This is a genomic window from Sphaerimonospora sp. CA-214678 (genome assembly GCF_050942215.1).
Classification (GTDB): Bacteria; Actinomycetota; Actinomycetes; order Streptosporangiales; family Streptosporangiaceae; genus Sphaerimonospora.
In genome coordinates, this window is sequence record NZ_CP192056.1 from 3,895,463 (window position 1) to 3,908,650 (window position 13,188).

General features: G+C 66.3%; 14 protein-coding genes. 9 read left to right on the plus strand and 5 right to left on the minus strand.

Annotated elements, in window-relative coordinates; all coding sequences use genetic code 11:
* Window positions 1–97: 97 nt before the first annotated feature.
* Both ACQP1K_RS17435 and ACQP1K_RS17440 read left to right on the plus strand, forming a co-directional pair.
* The gene (locus tag ACQP1K_RS17435) at window positions 98–1,006 is read left to right on the plus strand and encodes a helix-turn-helix domain-containing protein (protein ID WP_433496769.1); all 909 of its coding nucleotides are present in this window, start codon (window positions 98–100) and stop codon (window positions 1,004–1,006) included.
* Window positions 1,003–1,239: a DUF397 domain-containing protein gene (locus tag ACQP1K_RS17440; RefSeq protein WP_055483442.1), complete on the plus strand. Its 237-nt coding sequence runs from the start codon at window positions 1,003–1,005 to the stop codon at window positions 1,237–1,239. Before ACQP1K_RS17435 ends, ACQP1K_RS17440 begins: the two co-directional genes overlap by 4 nt.
* 106 nt (window positions 1,240–1,345) lie before the next feature.
* Here ACQP1K_RS17440 and ACQP1K_RS17445 read toward each other — a convergent pair whose 3' ends face one another.
* The 3 genes from ACQP1K_RS17445 to ACQP1K_RS17455 all read right to left on the minus strand — a co-directional run bounded on the left by ACQP1K_RS17445 (window position 1,346) and on the right by ACQP1K_RS17455 (window position 4,675).
* The gene (locus ACQP1K_RS17445; protein ID WP_433496770.1) at window positions 1,346–1,999 is read right to left on the minus strand and encodes an HAD family hydrolase; all 654 of its coding nucleotides are present in this window, start codon (window positions 1,997–1,999) and stop codon (window positions 1,346–1,348) included.
* 107 nt (window positions 2,000–2,106) lie between these two features.
* A complete protein-coding gene (locus ACQP1K_RS17450; protein WP_433496771.1) occupies window positions 2,107–2,244 on the minus strand; it encodes a hypothetical protein in 138 nt (45 codons plus the stop codon).
* A gap of 835 nt (window positions 2,245–3,079) precedes the next feature.
* Window positions 3,080–4,675: an RHS repeat domain-containing protein gene (locus ACQP1K_RS17455; RefSeq protein WP_433496772.1), complete on the minus strand. Its 1,596-nt coding sequence runs from the start codon at window positions 4,673–4,675 to the stop codon at window positions 3,080–3,082.
* A gap of 284 nt (window positions 4,676–4,959) precedes the next feature.
* Here ACQP1K_RS17455 and ACQP1K_RS17460 point away from each other — a divergent pair, with 284 nt between their 5' ends.
* The 7 genes from ACQP1K_RS17460 (at window position 4,960) to ACQP1K_RS17490 (ending at window position 11,120) form a co-directional block, all read left to right on the plus strand.
* Complete coding sequence (locus ACQP1K_RS17460) at window positions 4,960–5,265, plus strand: hypothetical protein (RefSeq protein WP_433496773.1); 306 nt, start codon at window positions 4,960–4,962, stop codon at window positions 5,263–5,265.
* On the plus strand, window positions 5,262–6,032 hold the full coding sequence (locus ACQP1K_RS17465; RefSeq protein WP_433496774.1) for a hypothetical protein: 771 nt from the start codon (window positions 5,262–5,264) through the stop codon (window positions 6,030–6,032). Before ACQP1K_RS17460 ends, ACQP1K_RS17465 begins: the two co-directional genes overlap by 4 nt.
* Window positions 6,033–6,052: 20 nt before the next feature.
* A complete protein-coding gene (locus ACQP1K_RS17470; protein ID WP_433496775.1) occupies window positions 6,053–7,303 on the plus strand; it encodes a hypothetical protein in 1,251 nt (416 codons plus the stop codon).
* Window positions 7,300–8,598, plus strand: coding sequence for an SCO6880 family protein (locus ACQP1K_RS17475; RefSeq protein ID WP_433496776.1), 1,299 nt, complete (start codon window positions 7,300–7,302; stop codon window positions 8,596–8,598). The genes ACQP1K_RS17470 and ACQP1K_RS17475 overlap by 4 nt, the downstream gene beginning before the upstream one ends.
* Before the next feature lie 179 nt (window positions 8,599–8,777).
* Window positions 8,778–9,017: a hypothetical protein gene (locus ACQP1K_RS17480; RefSeq protein WP_433496777.1), complete on the plus strand. Its 240-nt coding sequence runs from the start codon at window positions 8,778–8,780 to the stop codon at window positions 9,015–9,017.
* Window positions 8,942–9,883 (plus strand): hypothetical protein, encoded by a 942-nt coding sequence (locus tag ACQP1K_RS17485; RefSeq protein ID WP_433496778.1) that lies wholly within the window; start codon window positions 8,942–8,944, stop codon window positions 9,881–9,883. The genes ACQP1K_RS17480 and ACQP1K_RS17485 overlap by 76 nt, the downstream gene beginning before the upstream one ends.
* Before the next feature lie 226 nt (window positions 9,884–10,109).
* Complete coding sequence (locus ACQP1K_RS17490) at window positions 10,110–11,120, plus strand: NAD-dependent epimerase/dehydratase family protein (protein WP_433496779.1); 1,011 nt, start codon at window positions 10,110–10,112, stop codon at window positions 11,118–11,120.
* On the opposite strand, the gene ACQP1K_RS17495 is transcribed toward ACQP1K_RS17490, so the two are convergent.
* The gene (locus tag ACQP1K_RS17495; RefSeq protein ID WP_433496780.1) at window positions 11,110–11,634 is read right to left on the minus strand and encodes a GNAT family N-acetyltransferase; all 525 of its coding nucleotides are present in this window, start codon (window positions 11,632–11,634) and stop codon (window positions 11,110–11,112) included. The genes ACQP1K_RS17490 and ACQP1K_RS17495 overlap by 11 nt on opposite strands.
* Window positions 11,631–12,995, minus strand: coding sequence for a hypothetical protein (locus ACQP1K_RS17500; protein ID WP_433496781.1), 1,365 nt, complete (start codon window positions 12,993–12,995; stop codon window positions 11,631–11,633). Before ACQP1K_RS17500 ends, ACQP1K_RS17495 begins: the two co-directional genes overlap by 4 nt.
* Window positions 12,996–13,188 lie beyond the last annotated feature (193 nt).

The window sequence follows — 13,188 nt, forward strand, 5'->3', positions numbered from 1 at the left end:
TTAGGATGCTCTCCTTGCACGGGGTTAGCAATATGGTTGAGCAAATTGCTCTACGGACGGTTGTGGCGACCCACGGCGAGCCGCCACACTGACCCCCATGCCGGATATGAAGCAACCGCCGTGGTCGCTGGTGCTCAGCGAGGTCGGGCTACGCTTCGAAGAGTTGCGTGAGCGTCGCAACATGACGCAGGGTGAGGTCGCCGAGCACCCGGTGCTGCGCGAACGCGGCATCAGGATCGACAAGAGCGGGCTGAGCAGACTGGAGCGAGGCCAACGACGCCGAGTCCCGCGAGAGCTGGCCGAGGCCCTGCTCGAGTGCTACCAGGCCGACGCCGCCGAGCGCTCCGAGATCCTGCAACTCGTAAGCGCAGACACAACGCCAGCCGGTCGGCCGCGCCCAGCGCTGTGGCGGCGAAACGCAGCACTGCTCGGCCCCATGCAGTTCGAAGGCTTCCTGAAGATGGAGCGGCGGGCCAGTGCGCTCTTCAATTACGAGAGAGCTCTCATCCCTGGGCTCCTCCAGACTCCGGGCTACGCCCGGCTTGTGATCGCCGGCATGCGTCCCGAACTGAGGCTCTCCGAGGTCAAAGCCCTCGTCGACGTCCGCATGGACCGTCAGCAGCAGGTGTCGGACGGAGCGCTTCAGGACTTCCGCGCTCTCATCGACGAGGGCGCACTCCGCCACATCGTCGGGGACCGGACCGTGACTCAGACACAGTTGGAGCGGCTGCTCGCCGAATCCGAGCAGCCGCGGAACACAATCCGAGTCCTGCCAGGCTCGATCGGATGCCACCCGGGGATGGCGGGCCCCTTCGTGCTCATGCACTTCCCCGAAGCCGCCCGTGCCGTCGTATGGGTGGAGACCATGGCCAGTTCGGTGTACTTCGATGGGGAGGCGGACGTCAGGCGCTACACCGAGGCTTTCACCGATTTGTGGGAGCGGGCACTGAGCCCCAACGATACACGTGTACGTCTCAAGGAAATGATCAAGGAGCTGCAGCAGTGACACCGCGCAAGCCGCACCCATCTTCGTTCGACCTGACCAACGTCGAGTGGACGATCTCCCGGCACAGTGGAGGTGGCGGAAACTGCGTTCGCGTCGCCGTCGTGGATGGCTATGTCCTGCTTGGCGACTCCCAGAACCCCGATCGTGAGCCCCAGGTGTTCACCCCTGCGGAGGCCAAGGCGTGGCTGTTGGGCGCGAAGGATGGCGACTTCGACTTCCTGCTCAAGCTTTAGAGTCGCACCGACGAAGTCCGGCAGGCACACGATGTGCAGTTCGGCTAACTGGGCGCCCTGGTCGGACAGGTTGGCGGGACCGGCTGCACCGCCCCGAGCTGTCGACCTAACCCTCGTTGTGCTTACGGATCAACTCCGGGAGCTCGGCGAGGGAGTCGATCCGGAACAGGCACCGCTCGGCTGCCTCCGGCTCGTCAAGGATGTATCCCCAGGGGCCTCGGCGGATGAGCGCCGTGGCTACTCCCGAATCCTGGGCGGGCTTGACGTCGTTGTCCAGCCTGTCCCCCACGTACAGCACGGCCCCGGCCGGGCAGCCGGCCTCCTGGACGATCCGCTCGAAGAAGGCGGTGGAAGGCTTCTCGACGCCCCAGCTGTCCGAGGTCCCGATCAGATCGACCGGGAGATCCAGGGCACGCAGGATCTTCTCCGCGCGAGCGGTCTGGTTGCCGGCCAGACCCACCAGGAGTCCCTGCTCACGCAGGGCGGCAAGGCATGGGCGGGCATCCTCGTAGAGGTTCTCCTCGGAGAAGCTCTCGGGCTGCCCGGCCTCGGCCCGCCGCTCCCGCTCCACATGCAGATCGAATCCCGGGCGGAAGTGCTGAAAGGTCTCGCGGTAGTCCCCACCACGGGCGATGACGGCACCGAAGACCGCGGAGAAGGTGTGCCGGGGAACGCCGAACCAGTCGGCCCACGTGCCGTACTCGCGGGTCTCGTCGACGATCGTCTCCCCGACGTCGAAGAAGACGGCCTGAATCTTCACGTGCACCTCCGTCTGACGTATTGACCCGGTTCAGCCTAGAAGCTGCACGCCCTCTCCTGTTGATCACAACCTCGGCCTTGTCACCGAAGCGAGGTGGATCGCTCGAGTCACGTGGAGGTCGACACCTCCGACGGGTCGGCCGGCCGCTCCGGCCACTTGTCGCTCCGGGAGACGTAGGTTCCGCGCTGGGGAAGGGTGAACGTCCGCAGATAGTCGACCGGCTGGCGAGTGGTGTCCCTCGCCACGCCGTACGTGATCAGAACCTATAACAGCCAAAACCCGAGGATTTAAGGAGATCGCCAACTCTAGCGCGGTATAGCCGTACGTCTATCCGGCACGTGCACTGCCTGTTGGCGCCCCTCGACCTCAGGTCACACATCCCGGCCGCCTGGGACCTGGCCGCATTCGAGGCGGGCGGCGCTGATAATGAAGTTTCGCGACGATCTGACGTCCGCCGTCAGACATCTCAGCCAACGCACGCAGGGCCTCCCGATTGAGGCCCGACTCACCGATTAAGGAGGATGCGGTCACCTGGTCAGCGGCGACTTCGAGCATTGACTGATGCCCGATTAGCAGTAATCCGATTCTGTTTCTTCTAAAAACTCCTTCTCGGTTCCCCTACCTAAGGTAGGGCTGGTAACTTGATCCGTTCCCGCAAGATCCTCTGGTATCGCCTTTACAAGGATTCCCGACCCAACGGGTGGGCCGCTCACAAAATGCGCCGTCACATCAATCTCGTCAGGCAAGGGCTTTCGCAGTGGAACCTCTTGACTTTTGAACCCACTCCCCTCTCCGAGAAGGATGGCGCCACTTCGCTCGTCATTGCCGACCGGTTCCGAGACGCGCCATAGAGTCTCGCCGGTCTGATTATTCGACACGATGAACGAAGATATTTCCTCTCCGTCGCACAGCGGAACCACGAATCTAATTGTCCCATCACTCGAGCGTCCGACCGCTACCGGGCGAGGGACATTATCGGCCGGCAAAGGGCCACATGCAGACAATGCCGCTGTAGCAACAATGAACGCGATCGACACGCGTCGACTTCTCGGCCGCGAACCTGACATTCTAGAAGTGTAGCTAGCATCCATATGTGGCCCCCTTCCTTTCCGCTTGCAGCTCATAAACGTTCTGACAGGCATTCCATGGTTGGTCGAGATAATAGACGAGGTAGGTTGGCCAGTATTTAGTTTGCTTGTAATAGAACTCCCATTGCCTCGAGTGCTCAGCTTCATGATTGAGAAATTCTTTCTTCCACACATAGCCCGACTTCGGCGGGTCATCGGTGAGAACTACGCCTGCGATATTCGTTCCCCCTCGACCGAAGTGCACCCCGCTCTTTAGTCCAGTGCATATCATCAAATCCTTTGTCTGCCTGATACAAACTGCACCTTGGCTTCGCGCCCATCCGATCACGTGCTTCTGAAGAGTCGCCAGACTCTCATCAGTATTCTCACTCGCCAGAAAGTGAGCCGGCTTGACTGGCATCTCAAACGATCCCAGAGCCTTGGCGACATTGCTTAGCTCGCATTTTTTAGCCCAGGGGTCCACACAAATCCACGCCCGCCAGTTCTGCCATTCACGCGCAATCAACTCTCGACACTCTTTGTTGTCGAGCTTGTGATGACACTTGGCAAGAGAAGTTTCAACTCTTTCCTGTTGCTTAAGCGCCGAATATAGCTGCTTACCGGTTACCCCTCTACCCGCGCTCGGCAGGGCCATGACAAGATTGTCAAGTCCATCGATGTCCCCCACCTGCGTCATTGCCCAGGCCGCGAGTCCCAAGTTCTCGGGGCGGCTCATCCACGGCCTGTAGCCCTCTAGGTAGAGGTCGCGAGCCTCTTCACTCATGGACCAGTAGGGGAGTCCGCGCTCGATGGGCTTGCCGTTGTTCATGACGCCCAGTTCCTTCGCCACCTCATCGTTGAAGTAGAAGCGAGGGTCGACCGGGGTGTAGGTCGCCCGAAGGTTCTCCCAGTAGTTCGCCTCGAAGTATCCGACGCATTTATTGAAGTCCCCGTGACAGGTGCCGTACTCATCGAGCGCGTACCCTCCGGATCCTAAATTCATCTCGGGTACCGGCGGGTTGAAGTAGGCGTCGCACTGGCTCACGGTGCCGCGGCAGACTCCGTTCGCGTCGATCTCGGGTGTCTTGGCGGCCTTGTGACCGGAGGGGTCGACCATGGTCAGTGGTGATGCCAGCCCGTAGGCGTACCGGTTCATTTGACCGGACGGGATGGGGTTCAGGTTCCAGGTGTCGCGGGAGGTGAAGGTGCCGGTGGTGGGCTGGTACCAGCGGGCGTGCATGTTGACGTTGCCGGTGTCGGGGTCGGTCCATTCGCCTTGGTAGCCGAGGTTGTGGGTGGTGCCGGTTCGGATGATGACCTCGCCGAAGGGGGTGTAGGCGGTGGAGTCGATCAGGGCGGTGGCGCCGGCGGTGAAGGTGCCGATGAGGTCGCCGTGCAGGTCGGTCAGGGCCAGGTGAGCACCACCGCCGACCGTGGTCAGGCTCAGCAGGTTGCCGAGGGCGTCGCGTCCGTAGGCGGCCTTGGTGGTGTTGTTACCGTCGGTCACGGCGGTCAGGTTGCTGGTGAAGCCGTCGTAGGTGAAGCGCTCGGTGTCGGTGCCCTTGACGCGGCTGGTCATGCGATCCAGGGCGTCGTAGCCGTACTGCACGTCCCCGTCGCGGATGAGCCGATCGAAGGCGTCGAACTTGCTGACCGTGACGCGGCCGTCGGTGCTCTTCTCTGCCAGCGTGCCGCGGGGGGTGTAGGTGTAGGTGCTGCCGTCCCCGGCGGTTAGGCGGTTGCGTTCGTCGTAGGTGTAGGTCTTGTCTCCGGCACGGATCCGGTTGCCGGCGGCGTCCCATCTGTAGTCCGTGGTCGTTCCGTCAGGTGCGGTCCACGAGGTGAGCCGGCCGGCCTGGTCGTACGAATGATCTGAAGCAGAGGAGGGCCAGCATGCTGGTCAGCGCAGTCCTGGACAGCGCGGTCGTGGAGATGGCCCGGGCGGTGCCGGTGCCCAACCCCGATCCGATCGCGCCGCCAGGCCTCGACAAGCCGATCAACACGATCCTCGGCTGGGGCAAGTGGGGTGTGATCGTCGCCGGGGTGGCGGGCCTGTTCATCTGCGGGGCGCAGATGGCGATCGGGCGGAAGAACCGATCGTCCTTCGCTGCCGACGGCGCCTCGGGCATCCCCTGGGTACTGGGCGGGCTCAGCCTGGCCGCCACCGCGTCCGGCATTGTCGGGATGTTCCTGCGATGAAGCCCCCGCTCGCCGTACGGCTTTCGATGCCGCCGCGCCACCCGGCGCTCACCACGCTCCCGGCGCTCGCCATCGGCACAGCCGCCGTACTCTCGACGCTCGTACTGCTGACCGCATGCTCGTCGGCTCCGACGACGGTCGCGACCCCGGCGGCGACCTCGTCCTCCTCTGTCACGGCTTCGACGACTTCGACACCGGCTCCTGATAAGCCGCTGGCTTCACCGGTACGGCTGTCGCGTCTGACCTGGCAGGACTTCCACGGGGTACGGCTGCCGCAGTCGGAGGTCGACGGCCCACGCCGCCTCGACCACGACCGGGCGGCGGGCTTCGCCCGTACGCGACAGGGTGCGCTGCTCGCGGCCCTGCACATCGCGGTTCGGGCGAACGCGCAATGGGGCCCATCGGTGTTCGAGCCGACCATCACCGAGCAGGTGACCGGCCCGGATGCCGACAAGCTGCTGGAGGAGACCCGGGCCCAGTACGAGCAGAGCAGGCGGGAGGCCGGGCTGCCGAAGGGCAGTGCACTCGGCGTCGCTTACGTGGCCGAGGAGGCCTACCGCTGGCAGAGCTACACGCCGGATGCCGCGACGGTGGATTTGGTCAGTGCCGGGCCCTCCCCCGCCGGGACGACCGTACGCGCGGTCACCCGGGTCCAGGTCGTCTGGCGCGATGGGGACTGGCGGGTGGTCGCCCCGCTCGGTGGCGACTGGGGCAACGCGGCCGGCCCGCTCACCTCCCTCGACGGCTACACCACCTTCGAGGGGTGACCCCGATGTCGTGCTCAAGCTTGATCTCACCCACCTGCATCTTCACCGACGGCCTGGTCGGGCAGATGGCCGCCGGGGCCGCCAACGGCGTCCTCGGCGAGATCGCCAAAGCCATCCAGGACGGCGTGACCTGGGTGATCGGCAACACTGTCAGCTGGTGGGTGAAGATCCCCTCACCGGATCTCGCCACCGAATCCGCCGTCGATCGAATGCGTCAGTGGACGCTGCCGATCGCGGTCGCAGTAGCCGTACTCGGCGTGATCAGCTCAGGCGCGAAGATGGCTCTGTCGCGCAAAGCGAGCCCGCTGGCCGACGTCGGCTCCGGCCTGATGGTCATGGCGGCGACCTCGACCATCGGCGTGCTGATCGCGTCCCTCCTGGTCAAAGCCGGTGACGCCTGGTCCGATTGGATCCTCAACGCCTCGACGCATGGCGATTTCGGTGAGCGTCTGACCAAGGTTCTCACTCTCGGCGCGGCAGCCCCCGGCGTCGTGATCGTGCTGGGCGTCATCGCGATCCTCGCCGGTGTCGTCCAGGCCGTGCTCATGCTGTTCCGCGAGGCCGCACTGGTCATCCTCGCCGGGCTACTCCCGCTGGCCGCCGCCGGATCGATGACCACGCTGACCAAGCCCTGGTTCCGCAAGCTGACCGGGTGGATGCTCGCGCTGATCTGCTACAAGCCCGCCGCAGCAGCCGTGTACGCGACCACGTTCACGATGCTCGGCAACGGTAAGGACGCCCGCACGATCGTCATGGGCTTCGCGATGATGGTCCTGTCGCTGGTCGCGCTGCCGGTGCTGATGAAGTTCTTCACCTGGACGACCGGTTCGCTGGCCACGGTGAGCGGTGGTGGAGGTCTGCTCGGCGCGAGCATCGCCGGCGCGGTCGCGGTCGGCACGTTCCGCGGCGGCGGAGGCTCGGCCTCCTCAAGCGCGATCACACACGCCGACTTCCTGTCCGCCCAGCTCGGCGGGGGTAGAGGGGGCAACGGCGCGCCGCCGACTTCTCCTTCGGGCGCCGCCCCGGCAGCGGCGGGCGCCGGCGCGGCCCCGGGCACCACCACAGGCTCAGGTGCGGGATCGGCCACGTCGGGCGCGTCGGGAAGCGCCTCGGCAGACAGCACATCAGCTGGTACGGCCAGGGCCGCGACGGCAGGCTCTGCCGCCGGACCGGCGGGGACCGCAGCGGCGGCATCGGCCGCCGTGGTCGGCAATTTGGCCAACGGCGCGAGGACCGCGGCCAACTCGATGCGAGAGGACCACCAGCGATGACGTCACCGGCCACGACAGACATCCGCACGTATGGCGGCTGGCGCAGGCGGCGCGGTCTCGGCCTGCTCGGTCTGGGAACCGCCGGGACCTTCGTCGCGCTTGGCGTGGTCGCCGCCGTGGTCCTGGCGGTCTCGATCGACGCCCGCACCGTAGTGTTCACCGGGCCGCCCGCCGCACTGGCCGGAGCCCTGGTGCTCGTCCGTGTCAGCGGCGTGCCTGTCGCGCACTTCCTGGTCCGCCGCGTCCGCTGGTCGTACGGCAAGGCCCGCGGCCACACCCGCTACCGGGCGGGAGTCGTGGTGGCGCACCCGCGTGCCTTCCAGCTTCCCGGGGTGCTGGCCACAACCCGGCTGCTGTCGGCCGAGGACGCCTTCGGGCGGCAGTACGGCATCGTGTGGGACCGCCGGGCCGGGCTGTTCACCGCGACATTGAAGGTGTCGGCGGCATCGACCTGGCTGGCCGAGCGGACCGACGCCGACACGTGGGTGGCCAACTGGGGTGCCTGGCTCGCCTCCCTAGGGCACATGCCGACCATCCGCTGGGTCACCGTCACCGTCGACACCGCCCCCGAGCCCGGATCGGCCCTCGCCGACCACGTCGAGCGGACACTGTCGGCGAACGCGCCCGAGCCGGCGGTACGGCTGATGCGGCAGTTGGTCGGTACGGCACCGCGGACGGCCGCCCGGGTCGACGCCTATGTGAGCGTGACCTTCGACCCGACCCGCTCCCCCGCCGGCCTGGACGACATGACCACCGCCCTGGATGAGTTGGGCCGTACCCTCGACGCCCTGGCCTCCGCGCTCGGCGTATGCGGGGTCACGGTCACCGGACGGGCCAGTGCCGCCGAGCTGGCCGGGATCGTACGTGGCGCGTTCGACCCCGCCGCCCGCGCGGACACCACCCGAGTCGAAGACGACCCAGCCAGCGACCTCACCTGGGCGGATACGGGGCCGGTCGGGGCCGAGGAACATCACGATCACTACCGGCACGACACCGGCGTCAGCGTGAGCTGGGCCTGGCACGAGGCACCCCGGCATCTGAACCAGGCGACCCTGCAGGCTGCCACTCCCACCCAATGTCCGGGTCTGGCAGCCGAGATCTCCGCACTCGACCGTCGCCGCGACCCATCCGTCCTCACCGCACTGTCCGACAGCCCTCTGATCGGAGGCACCGTGCCACCATCCAGGACCACCGGCACAACCGGCCAACCGATCGCAGGCCCGTCGCCTACCAATCGATCGATTTCCAGATCCTTCAGTGGCGCGAGTCAGCAGAGCAGGAAGCCGACGAGGTGAGAGTCACCAGGATCCAGGAGGCGGACAGTTCCAACCCAGTGATACTTCCCTGCCAGGAATCCATGGCTGTCCGGGCCGACGCGAGATCGCCGCCCACTCGCAGCCCGTGCCGTTCTCACCAGTGACCTTTCGGTCTTTCACGACGGGCTCGGAGCGCTGACCACCGTACGGCAGATCAGGTGTGGCGGCATCTACTGGCCTGCCAGTGGCAGCGCCGCTCCGGGGAGGAGGCGTTCGTCGGACTCTGCGCCGAGGTCGGCGACGACCTCGGATCCGCCCTCGTCGATATGACGTGTTTTGAGATCGGCTGCAGGCCGGAATACTCCGTGAGATCGTGGCGGTTATGGCGATCGAAGATCCTGTACGCCTGTTACGGCGGCTGCGGCTCGGCCGGGAGGAATACTGCCAGCGGCTGCTGACCATGCTGATCCTCGGCGGCCCCTACCCGCCGTGGAACACCCCCAACGCTCCCTCCGACCACGGCGCCCGCTTCCTCCACGAGCTGGACACCCTGTCGTTCGGAACCGACACCTGGGACACCCGGCCGCTGTTCGTCGACGAGTTCGACCTCCCCGCGCGACATCACGGGGAACAAGGCGGAGCCCCGGACTACGCCGTGCTCTGGCCCGAACGCCTATGGATGATCGAGCTCAAGACCGAGACCTCAAGCCACCGCCGAGGACAACTCCCCGGCTATCTCACCCTCGCCGATCACCACCACCCGACCCGTCGTACCGACCTCACCTACCTGACACCGCCGATGCCCCACACCCCGCCGACCACGGGTGAGCGGGCACGCTTCAAGCACCTCACCTGGGCACAGGTCATCCCGCTGATCACCGAGGTCTGGGAAGACGGCGACGACGCCGAGCAGCGCGCCATCGACCTGTTACTGGCCGCCCTGGGCAGCATCGGCACCGACTGGAGCTCCTGGCGCTCGGCCCAGCTCCCCCACGACCTGCCGGGCACCGAGACCGAGACTCCTCTCACCGAGACACCGGCGCTCGCCGACCCCGGCCAGGAGACGTTGGCGCTGGCCGAGGCCACCGCGAGCGACGGCCGCCAACGAGCGCTGGACATTCCTGCGGCGAGCCTGGAGGACCTGCAGCACCTGCGCCTGTCCCTGCGGCAAGCCATCTGCGCTCTACCCGGCCCCTCCCCCACTCGCCACGTACTGCCGTGGATCTGGAATGCCGCCACCAGCGGCGGCACCGCGCTCACCACCTCAGGCGCGGAGACCGGATATGAGCTGCGGCTGTCCCGGTACCGCAAACCCGTCTGCTGACGGCAACCTGACCCGCGAAGGGTTCGAACTACGGCGTGTGCAGTACGGATGCCTCGGCCTCAGCAGCGAATCGGCCGACTGCGGCATCCATTCTCCAGCCAGGGTTTCAAGTCGAGGCTGATCTCCCAGTCCTCTGGGAAGCGGCGGAACACGAACTCGCTCTCGGCCGCCTCCTTCGCCTCGGCAGAAATGCGATCCACGTGACCTCGTACTGGATGATGGAGCCGTGCGGATTCTGATCCTGGGCGGCTCGTGGTTCGTCGGCCGTGCCGTAGTGGCGGAGGGCGTACGACGAGGCTGGGAGGTCACGCTCTTCAACCGCGGACGCAGTGCCAACCCACCGCCGGGAGTACGGCTCATCCGTGGTGACTGGGAACGCCCCGAGGAACTGGTAGAGCTCCCCACGCGTGGGCCCTGGGACGTCGTGCTCGACGCCGCGGGAGCCGTACCGGCCCTCGTGCGTAACACAGCGCGGGCGCTCGCGAGCAGCGTCGAGCGCTATGTCTTCATGTCCACGATCTCGGCCTACCGGGACTGGCCGCACCAGCCCGTGGACGAGTCCTCGCCGCTGTGGGATGGCGATCCTGACCTCGATCCCGGGACGCGACGGTGGGACCCTGACGCCTACGGCCCGCTCAAGGTGGGCTGCGAGCTGGCGATCCGGCGGGAGTTCGCCGACAGCACCCTGTTCATCCGGCCGCATGTCATTCTCGGGCCCGGCGAGTACGTGGGGCGTCTGCCCTGGTGGTTACGCCGAATCAGCCGTGGCGGCCGGGTGCTCGCCCCGGCTCCGTCCGACCGGAGCATCCAGCCGGTCGATGTCCGCGACGTCGCCGCCTTCGCTCTCGACCTCGTCGAGCAGAAGGCCACCGGGGCCTACAACGTGGCCGCGCCGATCGGCCGGGAAACCTACGGCGGCATGCTCCATGCCTGCAAGCAGGCCACCGGGTCGACGACCGAGTTCGTGTGGGTGGAGGAATCCTGGCTGGCCGAGCGCGGCGTGCTGGAGTGGACCGAGATTCCCATCTGGCGGACCCTGCCGACCGCGTGGGCCATGAACGCCGACAAGGCCAGGGCGGCCGGCCTCGTCTGCCGCCCGCTGCACGAGACCGTCGCCGACACCTGGCAGTGGATGCAGGCGGGCGGAGCCCCGGTCGATCACGAGAGATTCGCCGAGCACGGGCTGAGCCCGCAGCGAGAGACCGAACTGCTGAAGGAGTGGACAATCAGCAGGTGAACTCCTCGGTCCGATCCCGGCCGAATTCCTTGGTGAACGCCCGGTTGATGGCGGGATCGCGGCCGTCGACGTAACGTTCGGTCGGCTGGTAGCCGATCCCGGTATATAAGGCCAGTGCCGCAGTGTTGCGCACTCCGGTCTCCAGAATGGAGCGCTGTGCCCCGTTCCGTACGGCATGGCGTTCCAGCTCGGTCAAAATGCGCTCCCCCAAACCGAGACCACGAAATCCGGGGACGGTGTACATCTTCTTGACCTCAACCGTGCGCGCCTGTTCATCGAACGTGCGGTAGCCGCCGCAGGCCACCGGGACACCGTCGAGGTAGCCGATGAGAAACAGACCATGGGGCGGGGTGTAGTAGACGGGGTCGGCCTCGAAGGGGTCGGCATAGCCGTACCGCTCCGTTTGATCATCGAACAGCGCGCGGACCAGCCGGCGAGAATCCGGATGGTCGTAGGGTCGTACGGCGACGACGAAACGGCCTGGGTCTAATGATCTGGTGGTGCCGGTGGTCATGCGTGCGCAAGTGCCTTATCGAACTCGGGAAGGAATTCTGAGACTACCGGGGAACGGCTCCGCCGGGCGAAGGCCGGTCGTAACTGCCGCAGATAGGTGATTCCGCGGATCGATTGGACCTCGCTCAGCCTGGTGAGCGTTGCCCGTGCCGCTGTCACGGCCGGCTCCATCTCGCCGTTCAGCAGGTATGCCTTTGTCAAGAACGCACCGTGGAGCAGCGCCGACCTCGGGTAGTCGGGCCGGGCACCTACCTTCGAGATCGGGGCGAGCAGGTTGATCGCCTCAGCGAGCAGGGGCTGGCGGTACACCGTCATGTGCTCGCCCAGCACGACGAGCGCCTGCCCTGCCTCGGCGATCAGCTGCTCGGGCTCCAGGTAGTAGAGATACGTCGGAGCGCCATCAGCTGAGGACAACAGCTCCCGTGCCTTCTCCGACGCTCGGCGGAACCCGGACAGGTCGCCGGCGGCGGCCGCCGCCGTGGCCATGCGCCCGATGATCCTGGCTTGCAGGACCGGATCGCGGGGTGAGCACCGATCAGCCGCTGAGGCGATGTGAACGGCCTCCTGCCCATGGCCCGCGAAAGCGGAGATGTAGGCGAGCATGCCGACTGCGTTGGCGGCCCGGCCGTGCTCACCGATCCCTCGGGCGATCCGCTCGCTGAACAGCAGGTATCGCTCAGCCGCGCCATACCGCTGGGCGTCGAAATGCACCCACCCGACGAGCTGGGCAAGGTCGGCGATAATGGTCATCAGCTCGCGTCCGACGGCGGGCTCGTAGTCTGCGGACTGCACCAGGTCGACGACGTTGCGCAGTTCGCTGGTGACGTATCTCATGCTGAGTGCGCCGCCGCCGTGCCGATCATCAAGTTTGCGCAGGGCTTCCACATGTGCGCCGATCAGTCGCACCTGCGGCGGAAGGACGCGCTCGCGGCCCGACCGCCGGTGTGCCCAGGACACGCTGGTGCGTAATCCGTCGAGTACGGCTGCCGCCAGGTCGGGTCCGGATGCAGCGATGACCTCGGCGTTTTTCCCGGCGCTCAGCGTCGTCAGCTCGCTGAGCGACTGGAGCATGTTTTCGACGCCGCCCTCTTGCAGGAGGTCGGAGGCGGCAGCCGACATGACGGCAGATGGCCGGGCCGGCCAGAGCTGATCCACCCCGACCGGGTAGCCCAGGTGTTCCGACAGCACGATGGCCACCACCGAGGGGATCGGATCGTAGGGCTTATAGCCGTGGCGAACCCAGGCGTAAGGAGCGGTGGGATCGATGCGCCGGGAGCCAAGACCGCGCCCCGCCAGCCATGCGTTGACAGCCGCGGCGAGTTGCCGCGGGTTCATTCCGGCGTGCTGCAGGACCTCCGCCAATGCGGTGGTGGGTGCCCGTCCCATCTGACCTCCCGTTCAAAGCGACGGTAATCGCGTGGTCACCTCTTGTGAACGGGCCCGCAGCCCGAACCGCTCATCTTCACGACCTTCACGGTGTGATCGAGAGCTTCACGGCCTTCACGGTGGATGACCGTTCACTCTTCGCCGTCACGCTGGTCCACTGGGTGACGGA

Bases quoted from the DNA above. Each gene is read 5' to 3' on its own strand.
- ACQP1K_RS17435 (WP_433496769.1), top strand. From the start codon at position 98: ATGCCGGATATGAAGCAACCGCCGTGGTCGCTGGTGCTCAGCGAGGTC.
- ACQP1K_RS17460 (WP_433496773.1), top strand. From the start codon at position 4,960: ATGCTGGTCAGCGCAGTCCTGGACAGCGCGGTCGTGGAGATGGCCCGG.
- ACQP1K_RS17465 (WP_433496774.1), top strand. From the start codon at position 5,262: ATGAAGCCCCCGCTCGCCGTACGGCTTTCGATGCCGCCGCGCCACCCG.
- ACQP1K_RS17475 (WP_433496776.1), top strand. From the start codon at position 7,300: ATGACGTCACCGGCCACGACAGACATCCGCACGTATGGCGGCTGGCGC.
- ACQP1K_RS17485 (WP_433496778.1), top strand. From the start codon at position 8,942: ATGGCGATCGAAGATCCTGTACGCCTGTTACGGCGGCTGCGGCTCGGC.
- ACQP1K_RS17495 (WP_433496780.1), bottom strand. From the start codon at position 11,634: ATGACCACCGGCACCACCAGATCATTAGACCCAGGCCGTTTCGTCGTC.